Source organism: Pantoea sp. M_10, from assembly GCF_008631515.1.
Lineage (GTDB): Bacteria > Pseudomonadota > Gammaproteobacteria > Enterobacterales > Enterobacteriaceae > Pantoea > Pantoea anthophila.
In genome coordinates this window covers 86,348-110,161 of the sequence record NZ_VWUL01000001.1, presented here as the reverse complement: position 1 = coordinate 110,161, position 23,814 = coordinate 86,348, and the positions used below count along the sequence as shown (strand labels likewise).

Genomic DNA, 23,814 nt, shown 5'->3' with positions numbered 1-23,814 from the left:
GCGTTATTTTCCTGCCCGACGGGCAGCCTGAGGTGGAATAAAAAAAAGGAAGCGTACGCTTCCTTTTTTATTCAGACGCGATAGAAATCACGATACCAGTCAACGAAGCGCTTTACGCCCTCCTCCACACTGGTCTGAGGTTTAAAACCAATCGCCTTAAACAGGGCTTCGGTGTCGGCACTGGTTTCCAGCACATCACCGGGCTGCATCGGCATCAGATTTTTCTTCGCGGTCATCCCCAGTGCTTTTTCAATCGCCTCAATATAGCTCATCAGCGTTACCGGCTGACTGTTACCGATATTATAAACACGATACGGTGCTGAACTGGTTGCTGGCGATCCCGATTCAACCGTCCAGTGATCGTCCTGCTGCGGAATGACATCCTGCAGACGCACAATCGCTTCAGCAATGTCATCAATATAGGTAAAGTCGCGCTTCATCTGGCCCTGGTTATAGACATCAATCGCCTCACCGGCAATCATTGCGCGGGTGAATTTAAAGAGTGCCATATCCGGACGGCCCCACGGGCCATAGACGGTGAAGAAGCGTAATCCAGTAGTCGGCAGCTGATAAAGGTGCGAGTAAGTATGAGACATTAACTCGTTCGCTTTCTTCGTCGCTGCATATAAAGAGACAGGATGATCCACACTGTCGTCCGTTGAGAACGGCATCTTACGATTCAGGCCATAAACGGAACTCGACGACGCGTAGAGCAGATGTTCAATTTTATGATGACGGCAGCCTTCAAGAATATTGAGGTGACCTGTCAGATTGGAATCTGCATAAGCATGGGGATTTTCGATAGAGTAGCGGACGCCAGCCTGCGCGCCAAGATGAATAACGCGCTGAAAATTATACTGCCCGAACAGTGACGCTATCGCGTCACGATCGGCCAGATCCCGCTCGATAAAAGTAAAGCCAGGTTCAGCATTAATTAAATCGAGACGGGCACGCTTGAGATTTACGTCGTAATAATCATTCAGGTTGTCGATACCGACAACCTGGTGACCGGCGGCCAGCAGACGCTGACTGACATGAAAACCAATAAAGCCTGCGGCGCCGGTGACCAGAAAGTTCATAAATCCCTCGTTAATTATGCAGTTTGAATAGACGCTCCGCGGCCGATTGCATAATAAACGAAACCGCGTTTGCTGATACGCTCTGGATCATACAGGTTACGACCATCAAAAATCACGGCTTCTTTCAGCGCATTTTTGATAACGTCGAAGTCTGGCGCACGGAAGTTCTGCCACTCCGTACAGATGACCAGACCGTCTGCGCCCTGCAGTGCCGCTTCTTTGGTTCCCATCAGCTTAAGATCGCTGCGGTGACCGTAGATACGCTGCGCTTCATCCATCGCTTCCGGGTCAAACGCCTGAACAGATGCGCCCGCTTCCCACAGCGTTTCCATCAGCACACGGCTGGAGGCTTCACGCATGTCGTCAGTGTTCGGCTTAAATGACAGGCCCCAGAGAGCAAACGTCTTACCCTTCAGATCGTCGCCAAAATGGCGTTTGATGAAGGTTGGCAGCTTGTTTTTCTGGTTGTCATTGACATCTTCCACGGCCTGCAACAGACGTGGCTGATAGCCAATAGACTCCGCTGTACGGATTAACGCCTGCACATCTTTCGGGAAGCAAGAGCCACCGTAGCCACAGCCAGGATAGATGAAGTGGTAGCCGATACGGGGATCGGAACCGATGCCCTGGCGTACTTTTTCAATATCCGCGCCTAAACGTTCAGCCAGGTTGGACATCTCATTCATAAAGCTGATTTTGGTCGCCAGCATGCAGTTTGCTGCATACTTGGTCAGCTCTGCGCTGCGGATATCCATCATGATCATGCGATCGTGGTTGCGGTTAAACGGCTCATAAAGCTCGCGTAACAGCTCGACCACCTCATCGTTGTCGGTACCGACAACGATGCGCTCAGGACGCATGCAGTCATTCACTGCCGCACCTTCTTTCAGGAATTCCGGGTTCGACACCACATCAAAGGTGATGTTGGCGTCACGCGATTTCAGCGTTTCCGCCATCACCGCACGAACTTTGTCTGCTGTGCCAACCGGTACGGTTGATTTGTCGATAACCACTTTGTGATCGTTCATATGCTGCGCAATGGTGCGCGCTACGGCGGTCACATATTTCAGATCGGCAGAGCCGTCTTCATCCGGTGGTGTACCTACTGCAATAAACTGCATAACACCATGGTTTACGCCCTGTGCAGCATCAGTGCTGAACTTCAGACGACCCGCTTCGTAATTGGACATTACCAGCGGGGTTAAACCTGGTTCGAAAATAGGAATGATGCCTTTTTTCAGATTTTCGACTTTGTTTGCGTCGACATCAATGCAGAGAACGTCATGTCCGACTTCGGCTAACACCGCAGCCTGAACCAGACCGACATAGCCGATACCAAATACAGTGACTTTCATCGAGTTATCCTGTGTTTATAAATTACTTTTTGTTGCCAACTGCGCTATCGAGCCATTCAGAGAAATCTTTGCCCAATACCGGATGACGAACACCGTACTCAACGAAAGCCTGCATGTAGCCCAGTTTGTTACCACAGTCATGGCTTACGCCTTTCAGGTGATAAGCTTCAACGGTCTCTTTTTCCATCAGCATGGCGATAGAGTCGGTCAGCTGAACTTCGCCGCCCGCACCCGGAGGCGTCTTCGCCAGCAGAGGCCAGATGTCTGCAGACAGAACATAACGACCTACGACCGCCAGGTTAGATGGCGCTTCGGTCGCTTTTGGTTTCTCAACCACACCGACCATCGGTGCGCTGTCGCCTGGGTTCAGTTCTGCGCCCTGGCAATCGACAACACCGTAAGCGGTTACATCGGCAACCGGCTCAACCATAATCTGGCTGCGGCCTGACTCTTCATAACGGGTCAGCATCTCGGCCAGGTTATCTTTGGTTGGGTTAGATTCATATTCGTCGATGATGACGTCTGGCAGGATAACGGCAAACGGCTCGTTACCGATCAGTGGGTGTGCACACATCACTGCGTGGCCCAGGCCTTTCGCGATACCCTGACGAACCTGCATGATGGTCACGTGTGGCGGGCAGATTGACTGGATTTCATCCAGCAGCTGACGCTTAACACGTTTTTCCAGCATAGATTCCAGTTCGAAGCTGGTATCAAAATGGTTTTCGATGGCATTTTTAGATGAATGCGTAACCAGCACAATCTCGTTGATGCCTGCAGCGATACACTCGTTAACGACATACTGGATTAACGGCTTATCAACCAGCGGTAACATCTCTTTTGGAATCGCTTTGGTGGCCGGGAGCATACGCGTACCCAAACCCGCGACCGGGATTACCGCTTTTTTTACTTTGGTATTATTGGCAGACATTAAGTTACCTCTCTCATAGGCCGTTCAAGTTAATACTTGATATGTCGGTTTAAAATCGAAAATGAGTATATCAGTTAGTATCGAACGGATTTATCCTGGAAGGCATCAATCCGTCGAAATTAAGACTATTACCCAACTGTAAAGCTAAGTTCTGGCCCTGTCCTCAGCGCCAGAATCTTTCCATTTTTGCCGTTTATTCTTCTGCTGACAGCATCAGCCGAATGCGACCACCCGCGCCCCAGACGTGGCACTGCCAGTTGTCTGCGCGCTGACTGATTTGATTGAGGTGGGTGCTACCCATAGTGCCAAGGGGAACACCATTACTGAGCTGAATCTGATGGGTATCAACGTGAAGCGTGGCATTTAATCCGGCCGAGACCAGGATCAGATTTTTCAGACCACGATGATAGTAGCCCACCAGCAGAGGGAACTGGCCGCTGAGGTTCGCCTGGCGCAGCAGCAGATTGACCTGTCTGAGCAGCCCGTTAAGTTCCGGCAGACGCTGTTTTTGCCCGGAGAGCTGCTCCTGAAGCAGGCCGTTAAACAGCGCACGCAGCAGCAGAGCGGCCAGCACGCCATTATCACCCGCACGGGTGACGTCCAGACAGTAGAAGGCCAGGTCCTTTTCAGAGAGCGCCGCAATGTCGAGCACCAGGCCCGGCTGTTCGGCCATCGTCAGCTGACGATAGTTGACCCGGCAGTTGGCGACGGTCTGTTGCACCGGCGGCTGGAGTTGTTTGAGCAGTTTGGCGGCCGCTTTCGGGTCGCGGACCAGGGCGTCCCAGTCCTGGAACAGCTGCTCATCCTCTTCCACCTTCGAGGTGAACATGGAGGGATAGAGACATTCATAGACCGCTTCGCGGAAGCGTTCCAGATTTTTCAGTGGTTTAAGCAGCACATCCTGCACGCCAAGGCGCAGCACATGTGCGATGTCAGACATATTTTCTGTCGCTGAGATAATCAAAATCGGCACAACGTTACCGCGGGTACGAATGTGCTCAACAAACTGAATGCCGCTCATACGGGGCATTTCGAGATCGCTGATGATCAGGTCGACAGTATGCTGTTGTAGTTGTGCAATTGCTTCCAGTCCATCTTCCGCTTTTAACGTTACAGCACCCATCGATAACAAAAATTGGTCCAGCAACGAACGGAAAACAGCCTCATCTTCGACAATGAGTATCTTTTTGCCGAGTAGTGGTTTTTCCATTCTTTCCCCCTGCCTGCCAGATAATTCAATAGTGGTTCATAAAACGCAGTTGCGCCTTCAGAATTGCGTAAAGTCACCGTTTTGAATGAACAACCTGATTATCTGCCACGGACCAGTGGTAACAGTTCATCCATTTTCTTTTCCACGGCGGCCCTGCCTGCCTCAATGGCCTCTTCAGCCCGATGAAAGTCCAGCGTTGAAATCTGCGGACAGACCGGCTGTATTAAAACATCGGGTGGATCGCCTGCCATACGGTTGCGCTTCAGGCGATTTTCCAGCACCTGGATAGAGGTTGACATAATCTCCATCGCACCCGGTGACTGAGACGCACGGCGCTGGGTGAAACTCACCAGTCGCTGACGCAGCTTTCCACCCCAACTCAATGCCGCTGCAGCGGCTTCTTCTTCACTATTTTTAGGCGTAACGGAAAACAGATCCTGCTGCATTAAATGCGCGTCATGCTGCAGGTCAACCGCAATCACAATGTCTGCACCCAGCGCGCGGGTCAGTGAGATCGGCACCGGATTGACGACGGCACCATCCACCAGCCAATACCCATTGTAGCCCACCGGCGGTAATAAACCTGGCATACTGCAGGAAGCGCGAACCGCCTGATGCAGATCGCCCTCCGTCAGCCAGAGCTCCCGCCCCGTGCTGAGATTGGTGGCCACCACGCCGAAAGGTTTGCTGCACTGCTCTATCGCATCATTGGGGATCAGCTGGCGCACATGGTTAAAGACCCGCTCACCGCGCAGCAGTCCGCCCCGTTGCCAGGAGACATCCATCAGCCGGATCACATCCCAGTAGCGAAACGCACTGACCCACTTTTCCATCAGCGGCAGCCGGTTATTCACATAGGCTGACCCGACTAGCGCGCCGACAGAGCAACCCGCCACGACGTCGATCCCGATACCCGCACGCTCCAGTGCGTTGATCACGCCAATGTGCGCCCATCCTTTCGCTGCGCCGGCCCCCAGCGCCAATCCTATTTTTACCTTTCTCATTTGTATCTGGTCCTGCCGTCAATACGTAGCGTCACAGCGTGGGGTCAGCTAACATAGCGCGCTTATGAAACCGACTCATCATTTTCGGGAGCTAATGTGTCAGAAACCTGCCCATGTTGTAGCGGACAGCAGTATAGCGTATGTTGCGAGCCCTTTCTGCAGGGTAACCAGATTCCTGTTACGGCTGAACAACTTATGCGCTCCCGCTACTGTGCCTATGTTAAGCACAATGCCGAATATCTGGTCGCGACCTGGCATCCTGACAAACGTCATCCGGAGATGTCAGGGCTTTTATCTGAAAGTTTTTCCGGTACCGATTGGCTTAGCCTGAATGTAACCCGTTGTAATCATGGAAGCCATGATAATGAAGCGTTCGTGACTTTTTTTGCGCGATACCGCGAGAAAACGAACATTCATGCCATTCATGAGTGTTCCCGCTTTCTTCGCGAGGATCAACGCTGGTACTATGTTGACGGTTCCGTGCCGCCCGTTGGGCGCAACGATCGTTGCCCATGCGGCAGTGATAAGAAATACAAAAAATGTTGTGGTTGAGCTGAAGGCTGAGCCCGCAGTTTAACCCCTAATGCTTTGACAGGACTCTGATTGAGATGCAAGCGCAAACCATGCAAAGAAAAGTTTTACGAACCATTTGTCCCGATGCAAAAGGTCTGATCGCCAAAATCACCAATATTTGTTACAAGCACGAACTCAATATCGTGCAGAACAATGAGTTTGTTGATCATCGCACCGGGCGTTTTTTCATGCGTACCGAGCTGGAAGGCATCTTCAACGACAACACCCTGCTGGCCGATCTCGACAGCGCCCTGCCCCAGGGGTCAGTGCGTGAACTGCACAGCGCCGGTCGCCGTCGCGTGGTGATTCTGGTCACCAAAGAGGCGCACTGCCTGGGTGACCTGTTAATGAAGAGCGCGTTTGGCGGTCTGGATATGGAGATTGCCGCGGTCATTGGTAACCATGACACGCTGCGTTCGCTGGTTGAGCGGTTTGATATTCCTTTCGTTCTGGTGAGTCACGAGGGACTGACGCGGGAAGAGCACGATAACCGCATGGTGGAAGAGATTGACCGCTATCAGCCCGATTATGTGGTGCTGGCGAAATATATGCGCGTCCTGACCCCTGCCTTTGTGCAGCGCTTCCCGAACCAGATTATTAACATTCACCACTCTTTCCTGCCTGCCTTTATCGGTGCCCGGCCTTATCATCAGGCCTACGAGCGTGGCGTGAAGATCATTGGTGCCACCGCGCACTACGTGAATGATAATCTCGATGAAGGCCCAATCATCATGCAGGATGTGATTAATGTCGATCACAGCTATACCGCTGACGAGATGATGCGTGCGGGTCGTGACGTCGAAAAAAACGTACTGAGCAACGCCCTCTATAAAGTGCTGGGGCAGCGCGTCTTCGTTTACGGCAACCGTACGATTATTCTTTAATCAGCCAGCGCGCTGAATTGACTGCGGATTCAGCGCTACGCGTAAAAAGTGGGCAAACAGTTCCTGTTTTGCCAGTGGGCGCTTTACACCCTTATCGCATTTGGTATGATGCGCCCCGCTTTGAGAGTGAAAGATTCAGGCCATGGTGGGATTCCCGAGCGGCCAAAGGGAGCAGACTGTAAATCTGCCGTCACAGACTTCGAAGGTTCGAATCCTTCTCCCACCACCATCTGAATCTGAATACGCCTCAAGCCAGCATTATCCCCGGTGGGATTCCCGAGCGGCCAAAGGGAGCAGACTGTAAATCTGCCGTCACAGACTTCGAAGGTTCGAATCCTTCTCCCACCACCATCCTGCATTCAGCACACTTTCCCCATATCGTAACATCAGCTTCCTGTTCTGCGGGGAGAGGGATGAGAACCTTCGACTAAGGTTCGTGTCGAGCATCGTGAGACAACGCGCTTCAGCGCGGCCCGCAGGGTGAGGCGCAACGCGCCGAATCATCCTTCTCCCACCACCATCCTGCATTCAGTACATTTCCCCAAATCGATACATCAGCTACCTGTTCTGCGGGGAGAGGGATGAGAACCCCCTGCTGACAGAGCACCTCCACGTTTTCAAACGTTCTGCCCCCTCTTCTGCCATGACTTTTTCAGTAAAAATCGCTACCATCACCGCCTCTCATTTTCTGAACCATGGTTGACCTCATGAAATTTGTTTCATTCAACATCAATGGGTTGCGCGCCCGACCTCATCAGCTTCAGGCGCTGGTTGAACAGCATCAGCCCGATGTCATTGGCTTACAGGAAACCAAAGTCCATGACGAAATGTTCCCGCTGGAAGAGGTCTCAAAGCTGGGTTATCACGTTTTCTATCACGGTCAGAAAGGCCACTACGGCGTGGCACTGCTCACCAGAATGCAGCCGGTTTCAGTGAGCCGGGGCTTTCCGGGAGAGGATGAAGAGGCACAGCGCCGGTTGATCATGGCGGAAATTCCCAGCCCGATCGGCGACATCACGGTCATTAACGGCTATTTCCCGCAGGGTGAAAGCCGCGACCATCCCACCAAGTTTCCGGCAAAAGAGAAGTTCTATCGCGACCTGCAGCGTCTGCTGACCGAAGATCTGCCTGCCGATAAACCGGTTCTGATCATGGGTGACATGAATATCAGCAGCACCGATCGGGATATTGGAATTGGCGAGGATAGCCGCAAGCGCTGGCTGCGAACCGGTAAATGCTCCTTCCTGCCGGAAGAGCGCGAGTGGATGGATCGGCTGCTGGGCTGGGGCCTGGTTGATACCTGGCGTGAACATAACCCGGAGGTCGCCGATCGCTTCTCCTGGTTTGATTACCGTTCAAAAGGTTTCGATGATAATCGCGGCCTGCGCATCGATCTGGTGCTGGCAAGCAAAAATCTGGCAGCACACTGCGTTGAGACCGGCATTGATTATGAGATCCGTGGCATGGAGAAGCCCTCTGATCACGCTCCCATCTGGTCGCTGTTTCGCTTTTAACTGATGGTCGCGTGGCAGAGCGCCACGCGACACTTATTTCACTATCTTCCAGATCAGGTTGTTGGTGCCGATGGAGTGCTCATCCCGGGCGCACTGCAGCAGCACCCCTTCCGACTTCACCACCGCGCCTTCACTGTAGTTACGGTTTTCAAAAATACAGCAGCGCAGGCAGTCTGGCTGACGTCGCTCTGCCTGCGTCCAGGCTTCCGGCGGCATATCCACTACCACATCGGTGTTCATACCGTTATTACCGGGTGGCATCGACTGATAGCGACCGTTGGCCTGTACTGCGCTGGTTGCCAGCGACAGGGCCAGCACCATCAATACTGAGTAACGCCTCATTCCGTCTCCTTCACTTTACGTCTGGTTTTGCGCACCGGACGCTTCTGTCCGGTGGAGGGTAATCCCCGAAAGGCATGCGCCGCAGGCTGCTGTCGCGCCTGGTGGATCAGACCGGTTAAGGTCTGGACCAGCGGTTGCATAAATTCCTCATAACGACAGGCCTTTTCGCTGATACGGGTCAGTGTGGACTCCCACTGCGCCGTCATATCCGGGCGGGCAGCCAGATCGGGCAACGAGTGAATCAGGGCGCGTCCGGCCTCGGTCGCGTTGATGTATCGCCCTTTCTTCACCAGGAAACCACGACGAAAGAGCAGTTCAATAATGCCAGCCCGCGTCGCTTCCGTTCCTAAACCATCGGTCGCACGCAGCACTTTCTTTAATTCTTTATCCTGAACGAACCGGGCAATACCAGTCATCGCAGAGAGAAGCGTGGCATCGGTGAACGGACGCGGCGGCTGAGTTTGCTTCGCCAGCACCTCGCCGCGCTCGCACAACAGCGTATCCCCTTTCGCCACCACCGGCAGCGGCATGCCGTCATTCTCCTCGTCACGCTCTTTGCTGCCCAGCAGTGCACGCCAGCCCGCCTCCGCCAGGAAACGCGCTTTCGCAACAAATTTTCCCCCGGCAATTTCGAGGTCGATGACGCACTTACGGAACACCGCATCCGGGCAGAACTGCATCAGATACTGGCGCGCCACCAGCTCATAAATATGCTGCTCGTTTTCTGTTAGCTTTACCGCGCCGGCGCGGGCGGTCGGAATAATGGCGTGGTGGGCATCCACCTTTTTATCATCCCAGCAGCGGTTGCGCCGATCCGCATCGAAATCAGCGGGCGGGGTCAGCTGTGACTGATGCGCCTGAATCGCCTTAAGTACTGCATGACGCCCGGCAAAATGCTCTTCGGGCAGATAGCGGCTGTCCGAACGCGGATAGGTAATCAGCTTGTGGGTTTCATACAGCCGCTGACAGGTATCCAGTACCGTCTGCGCACTCAGCCCGTAACGTTTTGCCGCCTCAATCTGCAGGCTGGAGAGGGAGAATGGCAGTGGTGCCCCCTCATTTTCCCGTTTATCGCTGTAGGCCGTGACCGTCGCTGGCTGACCGGTAATCCGGGCCACCACATGATCTGCCAGGGCGCGTCTGAGCAGACGGCCCTCTTCATCCTGCCACGGCTCACAGGCTTCGCTGGGGATCCAGCTGGCCACAAACCGGGTGCCATCAGGCGTGACGATGTGGGCTTTAACTTCGAAATACTCTTTCGGCAGGAAGTTTTCAATCTCTTCATCACGCCGCACCACCAGCCCGAGCACCGGAGTCTGCACCCGGCCAACCGACAGCACGCCATCATAGCCTGCATTTCGCCCCAGCAGTGTCCAGGCGCGGGTCATGTTAATGCCATAGAGCCAGTCTGCCCGCGCGCGAGCCAGCGCCGAAACACACAGCGGAATAAATTCGCGATTCTCACGCAGACGGTTGACCGCCCGATCCACCGCCTGCGGGTTGAGATCGTTGATCAGGCAGCGCTGCACTTTGCTGCGCTTTTCCGCGGGCAGTTTCAGATAGTCGAGCACTTCATCGACCAGTAGCTGCCCCTCCCGATCCGGGTCACCGGCATGCACCACTTCTGTCGCCTGCGCCAGCAGTCCCTCGACCACCTTCAGCTGTTTCGCGACCGACGGGCGCGGTTGCAGCTGCCATTTTTCGGGAATAATCGGCAGATCCGCCAGCGACCAGCGTGCATAGCGGCTGTCATAAGTGTCGGGCTGCGCCTGCTCCAGCAGGTGCCCTACGCACCAGGTGACAATCTGATCGTTGCCGCAGGCAATAAATCCATCACCCCGTCGATGCGGTTTCGGCAGTACATCGGCAATCGCACGTCCCAGGCTCGGTTTTTCCGCAATAAACAAACGCATTGAATCAGCTAGTCCTTAACATCAGGGAAACGGAGAGTAACCGGCTCGGCTGTCGGTGTAAATTCAGGGCTATGTTAGCCTGGCAGGCCTGCTGGCGTAAGCATGACGCGCAGTGTTAGCGATCGTTCGCACAGGAACCGTGCAAAAAGCAGGGCTGAGAACGCCCTGCTGCCAGCGGATAAAGAGGATCAGAAATAGCGCACGAAAGGCGTGGTGTCAGGCGGGAGAACTGTGGTGCTTGATTTCAGTTGTGGCGTGCCCAGATAGAGGAAGCCGACAATGGCATCCTGCTCCCGGCAGCCAAATGCCTGCCGCACCTGCTCGTCATCGGTCCAGGGACCGCTGCGCCAGATGCCGTTGTAACCCTGCGCGACGGCGGCCATCTGCATTGCCATGACCGCACAGCTGGCTGAGGCAATCTGCTCCCAGCGCGGCACTTTATGATGCTCCTCGCAGTGGGCCACCACCGTGATGATCATCGGGGCGCGAAACGGCGACTGACTTGCTTTGTTAATCGCCTTTTCATCCAGCTGTTTTTCCCGTGCCGCACGCTCCAGCAGCTGGCTCATCCGGTCGCGCCCCTCCTTTTCCACAATGACGAAGCGCCAGGGTTGCAGGGTGCCATGATCCGGGGCGCGCATGCCCGCCCGCAGGATATTTTCAAGGATCTCACCCGCCGGGGCAGGTTCACTCAGGCGTGAGGCCGAACGACGATTTACCAGTAATTCAAGGGCGTCCATGTTTCTCTCCCGATCTCTGTATTGTTGCCTTCATCCTGGCACAGCCAGATTTTTTGTAACAGTGCGCGGTGATTTCCTGCTGACTTTTAACACGGCGCTCTTTAGGATGAGCTCGTCGGGGAAGCCGGGGCCGCGCGGCGGCCACTTCCTGCTACATATTTATGGAGAGTCTGATGCGCACATTGTGGCGAATAATCGCAGGTCTGTTCCGCTGGAGCTGGCGGGTATTAAATTTTATCAGGGAATTCATTCTGAATATTTTCCTGATTTTGTTGATTGTGGTGGGTGTAGGGATCTGGCTGCAGGTCAGTGGCTCAGGCAGCAGTTCAGCCCCCATTCAGCAGGGCGCACTGAAAGTCGATCTCAGCGGCGTGCTGGTCGATAAACCCTCAGTGAGCAACCGTCTCAGCAAAATTGGCCGTCAGTTACTGGGCGCCAGCAGCGACCGTTTGCAGGAAAACTCACTGTTTGATGTGGTCGATGCCATTCGTCAGGCGAAAGATGACAGCAACATCAAAGGGATGGTGCTCGATTTACGTGAGTTTGCGGGCGGCGATCAGCCGTCACTGCAATATGTGGGTAAAGCGCTGCGGGAATTTCGTGACAGCGGCAAGCCGATTTATGCCCTGGGCGACAGATACAGCCAGGCGCAGTACTATCTTGCCAGCTACGCCACCAGAATCTATCTCTCACCGCAGGGCACCGTGGATCTGCACGGTTTCGCCACCAACGGGCTTTATTATAAAACCCTGCTGGAGAAGCTGAAAGTGACCTCGCACGTTTTCCGCGTCGGCACCTACAAATCGGCGGTCGAACCTTTCCTGCGTGATGATATGTCCCCTGCCGCCCGTGACGCAGACAGCCGCTGGATTGGTCAGCTGTGGCAGAACTACCTGAACACCGTGTCGGCGAATCGTCAGATTACGCCGGAACAGCTGTTCCCGGGTGCGGCGGCGATTATTGCCGGGTTGAATGCAGTCAAAGGCGACACCGCGCAATATGCGCTGGATAACAAGCTGGTCGATGTTCTGGACTCGCGCGCGGCGGCCGATCAGGAGCTGGTGAAAACCTTTGGTCTGGATAAGCAGACTAACGATTACCGCAGCGTCAGCATCTATGACTACAGCGTGAAGTCCGCCTCAGCACAGCAGGATGGCAACATCGCCGTGGTGCTGGCCAGCGGTGCCATCATGGATGGTGAAGAGACGCCGGGCAACGTCGGTGGCGACACCACGGCGGCGCAGATCCGCGATGCGCGTCTCGATCCCAAAATCAAAGCGATTATTCTGCGGGTGAACAGCCCGGGTGGCAGCGTCACCGCCTCTGAAGCGATTCGCGAAGAGCTGGCGGCGGCGCAGGCAGCGGGCAAACCGATTGTGGTTTCGATGGGCGGTATGGCCGCATCCGGCGGCTACTGGATCTCAACGCCTGCCAGTTATATCGTGGCGAACCCCAGCACGCTCACCGGCTCGATTGGCATCTTCGGGGTCATCAATACCCTGGAAAATAGCCTGGACAGCATCGGGGTTCACACCGATGGTGTCGCAACCTCGCCGCTGGCGGATATTTCCACCACCAAGGCGCTGCCTGCTGAAGTGCAGCAGCTGATGCAGCTGACCATCGAAAATGGCTACCGCAACTTCGTTGGCCTGGTGGCGAAGTCCCGCCATAAAACGCCGGAACAGATCGATGCGATTGCTCAGGGCCACGTCTGGACCGGCAGCGATGCGAAAGCCAATGGTCTGGTGGATGCGCTGGGTGACTTTGACGATGCGGTGAAGAAAGCGGGTGAGCTGGCCAAAGTCAGCAAGCCGCAGCTGAGCTGGTATCAGGATGAGCCCGGCTTCCTGGATCTGATCCTGGGTCAGATGAATGCCTCAGTGCAGGCCGTGCTGCCTGCCACGCTTAAGGCCTGGCTGCCCGCCCCCATGCTGGATGTGATGAGTGCGATGAAAGCCCAGCCGGGTCTGCTGGACCATCTCAACGATCCGCAGAACCGTTACGCATTCTGCCTCAACTGCGGCGAAGTGCGATAAACCTCGCAGCCCGGCCGCTGGTCGGGCTGCTTTTCCCCGCTATTCCCCTTATACTGCGCGTTTTACGGCAAGTCTGAGTGTTTTCATGCAAAAGAAAAATATCTATGTAGCCTACACGGGCGGGACAATCGGTATGCAGCGTTCGGCGCAGGGCTATATTCCGGTTTCCGGCCACCTGCAACAACAGCTGGCAGACATGCCGGAGTTCCACCGCCCTGAAATGCCTGATTTCACGATTCACGAATATCAGCCGCTGATCGACTCCTCTGACATGACGCCGGAGGACTGGCAGTCTATCGCTGAAGATATCCGCCAGAACTACGATCGCTATGACGGCTTTGTGATCCTGCATGGCACAGACACCATGGCCTTCACCGCCTCCGCGCTCTCATTTATGCTGGAGAATCTGGCCAAGCCGGTTATCGTCACCGGCTCGCAGATTCCGTTAGCGGAATTACGCTCGGACGGTCAGCAGAATCTGCTGAACTCCCTTTATGTGGCGGCCAACTATCCGATTAGCGAAGTGTCGCTGTTTTTCAACAACACGCTCTATCGCGGTAACCGGACCACCAAGGCGCATGCCGATGGCTTTAACGCCTTTGCCTCGCCAAACCTTCCGGCGCTGCTGGAAGCGGGCATTCATATCCGCCGCCTTAATACGCCGCCTGCCCCTGCCGGTCAGGGTGAGCTGAAAGTTCACACCATTACCCCGCAGCCGATTGGCGTGGTAACTATCTATCCGGGTATCTCTGCGGATGTGGTGCGTAACTTCCTGCGTCAGCCGGTGAAAGCGCTGATCCTCCGCTCCTATGGCGTAGGTAATGCGCCACAGAACAAAGAGTTTCTGGCTGAACTGCAACAGGCCAGCGAACGTGGCATCGTCGTGGTGAACCTCACCCAGTGTATTTCAGGCAAGGTCAATATGGGCGGCTACGCCACCGGCAATGCGCTGGAACATGCGGGCGTGATCAGCGGATCGGATCTGACCGTGGAAGCGGCACTGACCAAACTACACTTTTTACTCAGCCAGGATCTCTCTGCCGATCAAATCCGCGCCCGGATGCAGCAGAATCTGCGCGGCGAACTGACCGAAGACTGACTACGGAGCGAATCAGAATGAAGCGGGCACTCATCATTATTGATATACAGAACGATTTTTGCCCCGGCGGCCCGATGGCAGTCCATGAGGGAGACCAGACGGTCGACGTGGCAAATCGCTATGCGCGAGCCTTTCGCGAGAACGGGGAATGCGTGCTGGCCCTGCAGGACTGGCATCCGGCCGACCATGGGAGTTTCGCCTCGGTCTCCGGTGAGCCGGTCTATACCCTGGGTGAGCTGAACGGTCTGGCACAGATCTGGTGGCCGGATCACGGCATACAGGGCTCGGCCGGCGCAGACTTTCACCCCGGCCTGGATCGTTCGCTGTTCGATGCAACCTTCCACAAGGGTCAGGACCAGGATGTCGACAGTTACAGCGCCTTTTTTGACAATGGTCATCGCCGTAAAACCGAGCTGGACAGCTGGCTGCGCGAGCGTGGCATCACTCATCTGGTGATGCTGGGGCTGGCGACCGACTACTGCGTTAAATACAGCGTGCTGGATGCACTGGAGCTGGGTTATCACGTTGAGGTGGTCAAAGAGGGCTGCCGCGGCGTGAATCTGAATCCTGAAGACAGCGACATCGCCTTTGCGCAGATGACCGCGCAGGGCGCGGTTCTGATTTAAAACAGAGCTGGCAGTACGCCAGCTTTTTTTTAGTGCAGATGAATACGGGTCACGTCCGATTCAATGCCGAACTCTTCCTTCAGCTCTTTTTTTGACTTCATCACCATCTCACCCCCTTTGCCGATGGTCATGTGCTGCGGCGCATCGTTGTGTCTCGCCTGCCACATCATGACCAGCTGCAGGCAGTTGTCACGCTGCTCCTGGGTCAGGGCCACGCCGTCGGGCCATTTACCGATCTCCACCGCCGTTGCCAGACGCTGATAGACTTCCGGCGTCATTGACGCCAGCATGGCTTCCAGTTGTTCCTTCATCGCCTTTACCCTCTGGTCTGTTCGCCCTGCTCATCGGTGAAATTCAGCGAGGCGGAGTTTACACAGTAGCGTTCGCCGGTAGGCTGCGGACCATCCGGGAAAACATGCCCGAGGTGCGCGTCACAGCTGCCGCAGCGGATCTCCACGCGCTGCATACCGTGAGAGTTGTCTTCGATATAGCGAATCGCCTCATCACTGACCGGCTGATAGAAACTGGGCCAGCCACAGCCTGAGTCATATTTGGTTTCTGACAGAAAAAGGGGCGCTTCACACACCAGACAGTGATAGATGCCCTCCTGCTTGTTGTGCAACAGGGCGCCGCTGTAAGGCGGTTCCGTTCCGCGATGCTGAGTAACGTAGCGCTGCATTTCAGTCAGCTGCGCAATTTTTGCTTCGGGTGCGGTCTCTTTAGCCATTTTAGGATTCCGGGCAGTGCCATTCTGAAAATTTCGTCTATTATTCTAACAAATGATCAACATAACCCGGGTCTTTTTTTGTGCTCACCCTTTCAGTCTGCCCATCGCAAAGCGGATTTGTGACTTCGATCACCTTTTATCCGGAGCATCCCTATATATTCGGCGATTGACTCAATGAAGCGCGATATCATTGGCGGCGCGCAAGCGGTTGCGCACCGAATAATTCCTCTCAGGCGAATTGATTTGTCGCAACAATTGACACGATTCCGCTTGACGCCTGGTAAGGTTTTTGTAATTTTACAGGCAACCTTTTATTCACTAACAAATAGCTGGTGGAATATATGACTATCAAAGTAGGTATCAACGGTTTCGGCCGTATCGGTCGCATCGTTTTCCGTGCTGCACAGAAGCGTTCTGACATCGAAATCGTTGCTATCAACGACCTGCTGGACGCGGATTACATGGCGTACATGCTGAAGTATGACTCTACTCACGGTCGTTTCGACGGCACCGTAGAGGTTCAGGATGGCGCACTGATCGTAAACGGTAAAAAAATCCGTGTTACTGCTGAGCGTGACCCGGCTAACCTGAAGTGGGATGAAGCAGGCGTTGACGTTGTTGCAGAAGCAACCGGTATCTTCCTGACCGACGAAACCGCACGCAAACACATCACCGCAGGTGCTAAGAAAGTCGTTCTGACCGGTCCATCTAAAGATGACACCCCAATGTTTGTTCGTGGTGCAAACTTCGACAAATATGAAGGCCAGGATATCGTTTCTAACGCATCCTGCACCACTAACTGCCTGGCTCCGCTGGCAAAAGTCATCAACGACAAGTTTGGTATCGTTGAAGGCCTGATGACCACCGTTCACGCGACCACTGCTACGCAGAAAACCGTTGATGGCCCGTCTCACAAAGACTGGCGCGGCGGCCGCGGCGCATCGCAGAACATCATTCCTTCATCAACTGGCGCAGCGAAAGCCGTTGGTAAAGTTCTGCCAGAGCTGAACGGCAAACTGACCGGTATGGCGTTCCGCGTACCAACCCCTAACGTTTCCGTTGTTGACCTGACCGTGCGTCTGGAAAAAGCGGCATCTTACAAAGAAATCTGTGCTGCGATTAAAGCTGCTGCAGAAGGCGAGATGAAAGACGTTCTGGGCTACGTTGAAGATGACGTGGTTTCTACCGACTTCAACGGCGAAGTCCTGACTTCCGTGTTTGACGCTAAAGCGGGTATCGCGCTGAACGACAACTTTGTGAAACTGGTTTCCTGGTATGACAACGAAACTGGCTACTCAAACAAAGTTCTCGACCTGATTGCACTGGTTTCTGCTAAATAAGGCAGCCAGACATCATTGAGAATAAGGGCGACTTCGGTCGCCCTTTTTTTGATCCGCACAGGAAGGAATCGAACATGCAAGACAAACTGTTTTCTCTGCCGGTAGTCACGCAGATCTCCCCTTACCTCTCGCAGCGCCAGGTGGGTGAATTACCGACCATTGTCGTCAGCCATCCTAAAGTCCGGGCGGCGATTACGCTGCAGGGCGCACACCTGATCGCCTGGCAACCCAGCGGTGAAAAGCCGGTGCTCTGGCTGAGTGATAAGAGCCTCTTCTCACCGGGTAAAGCCATTCGCGGCGGCGTGCCAATCTGCTGGCCCTGGTTTGGCCCCGCTGGTGAACCGGCACACGGTTTTGCCCGGGTTCAGCCGTGGAAGCTGACCGCGCATGACGAAAATGATGAGGGGGTGATGCTGACGCTGGTGCTGGAGAGCAATCCCCAGACGCTGAAACTCTGGCCACATGAGTTTACCCTGATTGCCCGCTTCCGCTTGGGTGAGCATTGCGAGATTGAGCTGGAAGCCTATGGTGACTATGAGGCCACGGCGGCGCTGCACAGCTACTTCAGCGTGAGCGATATCAGTGGTGTAGAGGTCTCCGGTCTCGGCAACAGCTATATCGATAAAGTGAACAACGGCGAGACCGGCAGCAGCGACGGCAGACAGCGTTATCCTGGCCGCATCGACCGCATCTTCACCGCGCCGGAAAATTGCTCGGTGATTCATGACACAGCGGGTCATCGTCAGGTCGAAGTTTATCATCACCATCAAAGTGACGTTGTCACCTGGAACCCCGGCGTAGAACTCTCCTGTAGCATGGCCGATATGGCGAATGAGGGTTATAAAACGATGGTCTGCGTGGAAACCGCGCGCATCAGTAAACCGCTGCGCAGTGCGGGCGAGAAACCGGCACGGCTGGCCACGACGTTCCGTCTGAAAAAGAAAGCCGCCGCCAGCGACAAGGCTATCGGCTAAACGATATCCAGCGGTAATTTATGCTGCGGTGCAGGCCAGGCGCGATCGATAAGCTGAAGCTCTTCGTCGGTCAGCACCACCTCCAGCGCCGCAGCATTCTCCTGCACGTGGGCCACAGAGCTGGCTTTAGGGATAGCGATCACGCCAGGCTGACGAATCACCCACGCCAGCAGAAGCTGCGCCACGCTGATGCCCTTCTGCTGTGCAATCTGAGTCAGCAGAGGATCGGTAAAGAGCGTATCCCGCAGCCGACCCGCCTGCGCCAGGGGACAGTAGGCCATCACCGGCACGCCCCGCTGCTGACAGGCTGGCAACAGATCAAACTCAATACCGCGTGACGCCAGATGGTAGAGAACCTGATTGGTCGCACAGTGCTCCCCATTGGGTTCGTCCCACAGTTCGGCCATGTCATCTGTATCGAAGTTTGACACCCCCCAGAAACGAATCTTGCCCTGCTGCTGCAGCGTTTCCATCGCGCGCAGTGTCTCTTCCAGTGGAATATTTCCGCGCCAGTGCAGCAGGTAGAGGTCGAGGTAATCGGTCTGTAACCGGCGCAGACTGCGCTCGCAGGCTTCAATCGCATCCGAGTGACCTGCATTCCAGGGATAGACTTTGGAGATCAGCAGGGCCTGATCGCGGCGACCGCGCAGCGCCTCACCGACGACCTCTTCTGCGCCGCCATCCGCATACATTTCGGCCGTATCGATCAGCCGTAACCCGCAGTCGAGTCCGGCCTGCAGGGCAGCGACTTCACGGGCACGCTGCGACGGATTTTCACCCATAAACCAGCTGCCCTGACCGATAACCGGCAGCGACGCATGGCCGGCAAACGTGATTCTGTTGCGCATTCTCTTCCCTTACCCCATTACGGGGCCCTGTAAAAGAACAGAGGGCGGTAAACGCCCTCTTTTAGTGCATACTCAGAAGCTGTAGCTGACGCCGGTCCAGACCGTCGCCTGCCCGCTTTTATCAATCATCGGGCTGTCTTTGATTTCGCTGTCAAAGCGGGTGTAACGCCCTACTACTCCGACGTTCCACTGCGTGTCAATCTGATAGCTGGCGCTCAGCTCAACATAAGGTGACCAGCTGTCATCCGGATTATAACGACTGATGCCGGTCCGGGCGCTCTCATGACCGGAGACACCGTAGTAATAACGGTTCTGATTGGCACTGTTCCACATGGCACCGATGCCTGGCGTCAGGCTGAAGTCGCCCATCTGGAAGCGATAGAGATAGGTCAGGTCCCAGATGACGCCGTTGCTGTTGTTCAGCACATCACCCAGCAACGCGGTGCGGACAATCCCCCAGTCTGCCGTGTGACGGTAAGTGGCACCGCCCATCAGCGTCATGCGGCGCTTATCCAGTCCTTTCATATCGCCCAGATCGTTGTCGCTGGGTTTGTACTCCTGCGGTGACCCCAGCAGGGTCAGCGACAGCTGATTCTGTGGATCTTTCCACAGGTAGTAACCGCCCTGCAGGCTGCGGAACCAGAAGTTTTCACCTTCGTAGTTGATCACCGGAACCGGAAGATACCGGTCCTGTCCGCCGCGATACGGTGACTCTGCGTAGATGACCGATGCGCCCAGAGAAAGCGGATCGGCACTCGCCTGCCCGGTAAGTAAATAACAGGGCAGAAGGGCAACAAGCGTCTTAAATTTGAATTGGTTCACAATTTATTCATTCCATAAATATAACAATCAAACCCTAAGTCTAACGGTTTTTTACCGCTGGATTAACTTATATCAAAATCCTTTAAGTCAGTTACCGATGCAGGTGGCATTAAAGGTTAAAAGTACGTTAAGTTAATGCTTCAGTCAGTTGAACCCATCTCACAACAAATCAAAATTGCCGTTGATCTTCCCCTCATTCACGCAAACCCACGGAGGAAATTTCTTAGAAGCCATCTACAGTTAGAAGTAACAGCAAAGAGTTTGGACGAGCAGAGTAACCACAAACGTTGTGTATCCCGATAAAAAAGATCAGGTTGGCATAAGGGTTGCTGTACTCAACAGAGAATATCTTCCGGGAGCTGCTACAAGCCTCTAATTACGCTCCTTACCTGTGCTAAAAACGAAAGGACGGGCATCGCTATGAATATATTCGATCACTATCGTCAGCGTTATGAAGCTGCCAAGGACGAAGAGTTCACACTGCAGGAATTTCTTGCCATCTGTAAGCAGGATCGCAGTGCATACGCCAACGCTGCAGAACGACTGTTAATGGCTATCGGAGAGCCGGTAATGGTCGACACTGCTCAGGAGCCACGCCTTTCCAGAATATTCTCCAATCGTGTGATGGGACGCTATCCGGCGTTTGAGGAGTTCTACGGTATGGAGGAGGCAATTGAACAGATTGTCTCCTACCTGAAACATGCCGCCCAGGGACTGGAAGAGAAGAAGCAGATTCTCTATCTGCTCGGCCCGGTCGGTGGCGGTAAATCGTCACTGGCGGAACGACTCAAGTCGCTGATGCAGCGGGTGCCCATCTATGTGCTGAGCGCCGACGGCGAGCGCAGTCCGGTGAACGATCACCCCCTCTGCCTGTTTAACCCGCAGGAAGATGCGCACATTCTTGAGAAAGAGTATGGCGTTCCGCGTCGTTACCTGGGCACCATTATGTCGCCGTGGGCCGCTAAACGGCTGCACGATTTCGGTGGCGATATCTCCCGCTTTAAGGTGGTAAAAGTCTGGCCATCCATCCTGGAACAGCTGGCCATCGCGAAAACCGAACCGGGTGATGAGAACAACCAGGATATTTCCGCGCTAGTGGGTAAAGTGGACATCCGTAAACTGGAGAACCACGCGCAGAACGATCCGGATGCTTATGGTTACTCCGGTGCCCTCTGCCGCGCCAACCAGGGGATTATGGAGTTCGTGGAGATGTTTAAAGCGCCGATCAAGGTGCTGCATCCGTTACTGACCGCCACCCAGGAGGGGAACTACAACGGCACCGAGGGAATTTCGGCGCTGCCCTTCAACGGCATCATCCTGGCGCACTCCAACGAATCCGAATGGGTCACCTTCCGCAACAACAAAAACAACGAGGCGTTCCTTGACCGTGTCTACATCGTTAAGGTGCCTTACTGCCTGCGCGTCTCTGAAGAGATCAAGATTTATGACAAGCTGCTGAACCACAGTGAGCTGGCCACCTCGCCCTGTGCGCCCGGAACGCTGGAAACGCTGGCCCGCTTCTCCATCCTGTCGCGTCTGAAAGATCCGGAGAACTCCAGCATCTACTCCAAAATGCGGGTCTACGATGGTGAAAGCCTGAAAGATACCGACCCGAAAGCGAAGTCGTGGCAGGAGTATCACGACTACGCCGGTGTGGATGAGGGAATGAACGGCCTGTCGACCCGCTTTGCCTTTAAGATTCTGTCGCGGGTGTTTAACTTTGACCACACAGAAGTGGCGGCTAACCCGGTCCATCTCTTCTATGTGCTGGAGCAGCAGATTGAACGTGAGCAGTTCCCGCAGGAGCAGGCTGAGAAGTACCTTGAGCACCTTAAAGGCTATCTGATTCCTAAGTATGCTGAGTTCATCGGCAAGGAGATTCAGACCGCCTATCTGGAATCCTACTCTGAATATGGTCAAAACATCTTTGACCGTTACGTTACTTACGCCGACTTCTGGATTCAGGATCAGGAGTACCGCGATCCCGATACCGGACAGCTGTTCGATCGTGAATCGCTCAACGCGGAGCTTGAGAAGATTGAGAAGCCCGCCGGGATCAGTAACCCGAAAGATTTCCGTAACGAGATCGTGAACTTCGTGCTGCGTGCCAGGGCACACAATAACGGTCGTAATCCGAACTGGACCAGTTACGAGAAATTACGCACCGTCATCGAGAAAAAGATGTTCTCGAACACGGAAGAGTTACTGCCGGTCATCTCGTTCAACACCAAGACCTCTACCGATGAGCAGAAAAAGCATGATGATTTTGTCGATCGCATGATGGAAAAAGGCTATACCCGCAAACAGGTTCGCCTGCTCTGTGAGTGGTATCTGCGAGTGCGCAAGTCGTCCTGATAAGAGTCTGTAAGCATGCCGGGTTGTCAGACCGGCACCACAGGTCGGGTTCGCCCGGCCTGCTTACAATGCAGTTTGGGGGAATACCATGGCCTATTTCATCGATCGCCGGCTGAACGGCAAAAACAAGAGCGCGGTCAACCGCCAGCGCTTCTTGCGCCGTTACAAGTCACAAATCAAGCAGTCGATCTCCGAGGCCATCAATAAACGCTCGGTGACCGACGTCAGCAGCGGTGAGTCTGTCTCAATCCCGATTGACGACATCAATGAGCCGATCTTCCATCAGGGACGGGGCGGAAATCGCCATCGGGTCCATCCGGGTAACGACCATTTTGTGCAGAATGACCGCATCGAACGGCCTCAGGGTGGTGGAGGCGGTGGCGGCAGTGGTCAGGGCAATGCCAGTCAGGATGGTGAAGGTCAGGATGAGTTTGTCTTTCAGATCTCGAAAGATGAGTATCTCGACCTGCTGTTTGAAGACCTCGCCCTGCCTAACCTGCGCCGCAACCAGCATCGTCAGCTGAACGAGTATAAGACCCACCGGGCGGGTTTTACCTCTAACGGCGTCCCCGCCAATATCAGCGTGGTGCGCTCGCTGCAGAACTCGCTGGCGCGGCGTACGGCGATGACGGCGGGCAAGCGCCGGATGCTGCACGAACTGGAAGAGACACTTCTGCAGGTGGAGAACACCGAACCGGCACAGCTGCTGGAGGAGGAGCGGCTGCGCAAAGAGATTGCCGAATTGCGGGCCCGCATTGAGCGGGTGCCCTTTATCGATACCTTCGACCTGCGCTACAAAAACTTTGAGAAGCGCCCGGAGCCCTCTAGTCAGGCGGTGATGTTCTGTCTGATGGATGTCTCCGGCTCCATGGATCAGGCGACCAAGGATATGGCGAAACGCTTCTATATCCTGCTCTACCTGTTCCTGAGCCGCACCTACAAGAACGTCGATGTGGTCTACATCCGTCACCACACCCAGGCGAAAGAGGTGGATGAGCAGGAGTTCTTCTACTCGCAGGAGACGGGCGGAACCATCGTCTCCAGTGCGCTGAAACTGATGGATGAGGTGGTGAAGGATCGCTATGACCCGGCGCAGTGGAACATCTATGCGGCGCAGGCGTCCGATGGCGATAACTGGGCCGACGATTCGCCCCTCTGTCATGAGATTCTGGCGAAGCACATTCTGCCGGTGGTGCGCTATTACAGTTATATCGAAATCACCCGCCGTGCCCATCAGACGCTGTGGCGCGAATATGAGCATCTGCAGGCGATGTTCGACAACTTTGCGATTGAGCACATCCGTGAACCGGAAGATATCTACCCGGTGTTTCGTTCACTGTTTCACAAACAGGCCACGGAAGCCTGATTCGCAGACATTGCAGAGTGACGCTCTTTTTTACACGAAGCCGGTTAACCACCGGCTTTTTTTATCAGCTGAATAA

The 23,814-nt window shown here is 54.7% G+C and carries 22 protein-coding genes, 2 tRNA genes and 1 other RNA gene; 13 read left to right on the top strand and 12 right to left on the bottom strand.

The genetic code is table 11. From position 1 onward, the window contains the following. Positions 1-71: 71 nt before the first annotated feature. The 5 genes from F3I47_RS00575 to rssA form a co-directional block, all read right to left on the bottom strand. Entirely contained in the window at positions 72-1,079 is a 1,008-nt protein-coding gene (locus F3I47_RS00575) for an NAD-dependent epimerase (protein WP_009089903.1), read from the bottom strand. A gap of 14 nt (positions 1,080-1,093) precedes the next feature. After that, on the bottom strand, positions 1,094-2,434 hold the full coding sequence (locus tag F3I47_RS00570; protein ID WP_009089902.1) for a UDP-glucose/GDP-mannose dehydrogenase family protein: 1,341 nt from the start codon (positions 2,432-2,434) through the stop codon (positions 1,094-1,096). Positions 2,435-2,456: 22 nt separating this feature from the next. Further along, positions 2,457-3,365 carry a UTP--glucose-1-phosphate uridylyltransferase GalU gene (gene galU / locus F3I47_RS00565; protein ID WP_009089901.1) on the bottom strand — a complete coding sequence of 303 codons (909 nt, stop codon included), beginning with the start codon at positions 3,363-3,365 and terminating at the stop codon, positions 2,457-2,459. Between the two features lie 193 nt (positions 3,366-3,558). Then, the gene (gene rssB / locus F3I47_RS00560; RefSeq protein ID WP_009089900.1) at positions 3,559-4,575 is read right to left on the bottom strand and encodes a two-component system response regulator RssB; all 1,017 of its coding nucleotides are present in this window, start codon (positions 4,573-4,575) and stop codon (positions 3,559-3,561) included. 98 nt (positions 4,576-4,673) lie between these two features. Then, positions 4,674-5,579 (bottom strand): patatin-like phospholipase RssA, encoded by a 906-nt coding sequence (gene rssA / locus F3I47_RS00555; protein ID WP_009089899.1) that lies wholly within the window; start codon positions 5,577-5,579, stop codon positions 4,674-4,676. A 96-nt stretch (positions 5,580-5,675) separates the two neighbouring features. On the opposite strand from rssA, the gene F3I47_RS00550 reads away from it, so the two are divergent. From F3I47_RS00550 to xthA, 6 genes are all read left to right on the top strand, one after another. After that, positions 5,676-6,131: a YchJ family protein gene (locus F3I47_RS00550; RefSeq protein WP_072052716.1), complete on the top strand. Its 456-nt coding sequence runs from the start codon at positions 5,676-5,678 to the stop codon at positions 6,129-6,131. A gap of 56 nt (positions 6,132-6,187) precedes the next feature. Then, complete coding sequence (gene purU / locus F3I47_RS00545) at positions 6,188-7,036, top strand: formyltetrahydrofolate deformylase (RefSeq protein WP_009089897.1); 849 nt, start codon at positions 6,188-6,190, stop codon at positions 7,034-7,036. Between the two features lie 144 nt (positions 7,037-7,180). Continuing rightward, positions 7,181-7,265: transfer RNA gene (locus F3I47_RS00540), tRNA-Tyr, on the top strand. Positions 7,266-7,302: 37 nt separating this feature from the next. Next, a tRNA-Tyr gene (locus F3I47_RS00535) sits at positions 7,303-7,387 on the top strand. Between the two features lie 41 nt (positions 7,388-7,428). Further along, a non-coding RNA gene (locus F3I47_RS00530) (RtT sRNA) lies at positions 7,429-7,556 on the top strand. A 187-nt stretch (positions 7,557-7,743) separates the two neighbouring features. Next, on the top strand, positions 7,744-8,550 hold the full coding sequence (gene xthA, locus F3I47_RS00525; protein WP_009089896.1) for an exodeoxyribonuclease III: 807 nt from the start codon (positions 7,744-7,746) through the stop codon (positions 8,548-8,550). 33 nt (positions 8,551-8,583) lie between these two features. Here the strand turns inward: xthA and F3I47_RS00520 are convergent, their stop codons facing one another. The 3 genes from F3I47_RS00520 to F3I47_RS00510 form a co-directional block, all read right to left on the bottom strand. Then, positions 8,584-8,892 carry a YnjH family protein gene (locus F3I47_RS00520; protein WP_150029519.1) on the bottom strand — a complete coding sequence of 103 codons (309 nt, stop codon included), beginning with the start codon at positions 8,890-8,892 and terminating at the stop codon, positions 8,584-8,586. After that, positions 8,889-10,805 (bottom strand): DNA topoisomerase III, encoded by a 1,917-nt coding sequence (locus tag F3I47_RS00515; RefSeq protein WP_009089894.1) that lies wholly within the window; start codon positions 10,803-10,805, stop codon positions 8,889-8,891. The genes F3I47_RS00520 and F3I47_RS00515 overlap by 4 nt, the downstream gene beginning before the upstream one ends. A 188-nt stretch (positions 10,806-10,993) precedes the next feature. Beyond that, on the bottom strand, positions 10,994-11,545 hold the full coding sequence (locus F3I47_RS00510) for an NAD(P)H nitroreductase (RefSeq protein ID WP_009089893.1): 552 nt from the start codon (positions 11,543-11,545) through the stop codon (positions 10,994-10,996). 173 nt (positions 11,546-11,718) lie between these two features. Between F3I47_RS00510 and sppA the strand changes: the two genes are divergently transcribed. From sppA to pncA, 3 genes are all read left to right on the top strand, one after another. After that, positions 11,719-13,581, top strand: coding sequence for a signal peptide peptidase SppA (sppA, locus tag F3I47_RS00505; RefSeq protein WP_150029518.1), 1,863 nt, complete (start codon positions 11,719-11,721; stop codon positions 13,579-13,581). An 85-nt stretch (positions 13,582-13,666) separates the two neighbouring features. After that, a complete protein-coding gene (gene ansA / locus F3I47_RS00500) occupies positions 13,667-14,680 on the top strand; it encodes an asparaginase (protein WP_009089890.1) in 1,014 nt (337 codons plus the stop codon). Between the two features lie 17 nt (positions 14,681-14,697). After that, positions 14,698-15,306 (top strand): bifunctional nicotinamidase/pyrazinamidase, encoded by a 609-nt coding sequence (pncA, locus tag F3I47_RS00495; protein ID WP_046101931.1) that lies wholly within the window; start codon positions 14,698-14,700, stop codon positions 15,304-15,306. Between the two features lie 29 nt (positions 15,307-15,335). Here pncA and F3I47_RS00490 read toward each other — a convergent pair whose 3' ends face one another. Beyond that, positions 15,336-15,617: a YeaC family protein gene (locus F3I47_RS00490; protein ID WP_009089887.1), complete on the bottom strand. Its 282-nt coding sequence runs from the start codon at positions 15,615-15,617 to the stop codon at positions 15,336-15,338. 5 nt (positions 15,618-15,622) lie between these two features. Then, the gene (gene msrB, locus F3I47_RS00485; RefSeq protein ID WP_046101932.1) at positions 15,623-16,033 is read right to left on the bottom strand and encodes a peptide-methionine (R)-S-oxide reductase MsrB; all 411 of its coding nucleotides are present in this window, start codon (positions 16,031-16,033) and stop codon (positions 15,623-15,625) included. 341 nt (positions 16,034-16,374) lie between these two features. Here msrB and gapA point away from each other — a divergent pair, with 341 nt between their 5' ends. After that, complete coding sequence (gene gapA, locus F3I47_RS00480) at positions 16,375-17,373, top strand: glyceraldehyde-3-phosphate dehydrogenase (protein ID WP_046101933.1); 999 nt, start codon at positions 16,375-16,377, stop codon at positions 17,371-17,373. A gap of 74 nt (positions 17,374-17,447) precedes the next feature. Continuing rightward, entirely contained in the window at positions 17,448-18,347 is a 900-nt protein-coding gene (locus F3I47_RS00475) for a D-hexose-6-phosphate mutarotase (protein WP_150029517.1), read from the top strand. Here F3I47_RS00475 and F3I47_RS00470 read toward each other — a convergent pair. Both F3I47_RS00470 and F3I47_RS00465 read right to left on the bottom strand, forming a co-directional pair. Beyond that, complete coding sequence (locus tag F3I47_RS00470; protein WP_150029516.1) at positions 18,344-19,195, bottom strand: aldo/keto reductase; 852 nt, start codon at positions 19,193-19,195, stop codon at positions 18,344-18,346. The genes F3I47_RS00475 and F3I47_RS00470 overlap by 4 nt on opposite strands. 72 nt (positions 19,196-19,267) lie before the next feature. After that, the gene (locus F3I47_RS00465; RefSeq protein ID WP_009089879.1) at positions 19,268-20,017 is read right to left on the bottom strand and encodes a MipA/OmpV family protein; all 750 of its coding nucleotides are present in this window, start codon (positions 20,015-20,017) and stop codon (positions 19,268-19,270) included. A 420-nt stretch (positions 20,018-20,437) separates the two neighbouring features. Between F3I47_RS00465 and yeaG the strand changes: the two genes are divergently transcribed. After that, a complete protein-coding gene (yeaG, locus tag F3I47_RS00460) occupies positions 20,438-22,372 on the top strand; it encodes a protein kinase YeaG (protein ID WP_009089877.1) in 1,935 nt (644 codons plus the stop codon). Positions 22,373-22,460: 88 nt separating this feature from the next. After that, positions 22,461-23,738 carry a YeaH/YhbH family protein gene (locus F3I47_RS00455; RefSeq protein ID WP_111207572.1) on the top strand — a complete coding sequence of 426 codons (1,278 nt, stop codon included), beginning with the start codon at positions 22,461-22,463 and terminating at the stop codon, positions 23,736-23,738. Positions 23,739-23,814 lie beyond the last annotated feature (76 nt).

Bases quoted from the DNA above. Each gene is read 5' to 3' on its own strand.
- F3I47_RS00570 (WP_009089902.1), bottom strand. From the start codon at position 2,434: ATGAAAGTCACTGTATTTGGTATCGGCTATGTCGGTCTGGTTCAGGCT.
- purU (WP_009089897.1), top strand. From the start codon at position 6,188: ATGCAAGCGCAAACCATGCAAAGAAAAGTTTTACGAACCATTTGTCCC.
- rssB (WP_009089900.1), bottom strand. From the start codon at position 4,575: ATGGAAAAACCACTACTCGGCAAAAAGATACTCATTGTCGAAGATGAG.
- F3I47_RS00475 (WP_150029517.1), top strand. From the start codon at position 17,448: ATGCAAGACAAACTGTTTTCTCTGCCGGTAGTCACGCAGATCTCCCCT.
- galU (WP_009089901.1), bottom strand. From the start codon at position 3,365: ATGTCTGCCAATAATACCAAAGTAAAAAAAGCGGTAATCCCGGTCGCG.
- F3I47_RS00520 (WP_150029519.1), bottom strand. From the start codon at position 8,892: ATGAGGCGTTACTCAGTATTGATGGTGCTGGCCCTGTCGCTGGCAACC.
- yeaG (WP_009089877.1), top strand. From the start codon at position 20,438: ATGAATATATTCGATCACTATCGTCAGCGTTATGAAGCTGCCAAGGAC.
- F3I47_RS00515 (WP_009089894.1), bottom strand. From the start codon at position 10,805: ATGCGTTTGTTTATTGCGGAAAAACCGAGCCTGGGACGTGCGATTGCC.
- gapA (WP_046101933.1), top strand. From the start codon at position 16,375: ATGACTATCAAAGTAGGTATCAACGGTTTCGGCCGTATCGGTCGCATC.
- F3I47_RS00490 (WP_009089887.1), bottom strand. From the start codon at position 15,617: ATGAAGGAACAACTGGAAGCCATGCTGGCGTCAATGACGCCGGAAGTC.
- msrB (WP_046101932.1), bottom strand. From the start codon at position 16,033: ATGGCTAAAGAGACCGCACCCGAAGCAAAAATTGCGCAGCTGACTGAA.
- sppA (WP_150029518.1), top strand. From the start codon at position 11,719: ATGCGCACATTGTGGCGAATAATCGCAGGTCTGTTCCGCTGGAGCTGG.
- F3I47_RS00455 (WP_111207572.1), top strand. From the start codon at position 22,461: ATGGCCTATTTCATCGATCGCCGGCTGAACGGCAAAAACAAGAGCGCG.
- pncA (WP_046101931.1), top strand. From the start codon at position 14,698: ATGAAGCGGGCACTCATCATTATTGATATACAGAACGATTTTTGCCCC.
- rssA (WP_009089899.1), bottom strand. From the start codon at position 5,579: ATGAGAAAGGTAAAAATAGGATTGGCGCTGGGGGCCGGCGCAGCGAAA.
- xthA (WP_009089896.1), top strand. From the start codon at position 7,744: ATGAAATTTGTTTCATTCAACATCAATGGGTTGCGCGCCCGACCTCAT.
- F3I47_RS00470 (WP_150029516.1), bottom strand. From the start codon at position 19,195: ATGCGCAACAGAATCACGTTTGCCGGCCATGCGTCGCTGCCGGTTATC.
- F3I47_RS00575 (WP_009089903.1), bottom strand. From the start codon at position 1,079: ATGAACTTTCTGGTCACCGGCGCCGCAGGCTTTATTGGTTTTCATGTC.
- F3I47_RS00510 (WP_009089893.1), bottom strand. From the start codon at position 11,545: ATGGACGCCCTTGAATTACTGGTAAATCGTCGTTCGGCCTCACGCCTG.
- ansA (WP_009089890.1), top strand. From the start codon at position 13,667: ATGCAAAAGAAAAATATCTATGTAGCCTACACGGGCGGGACAATCGGT.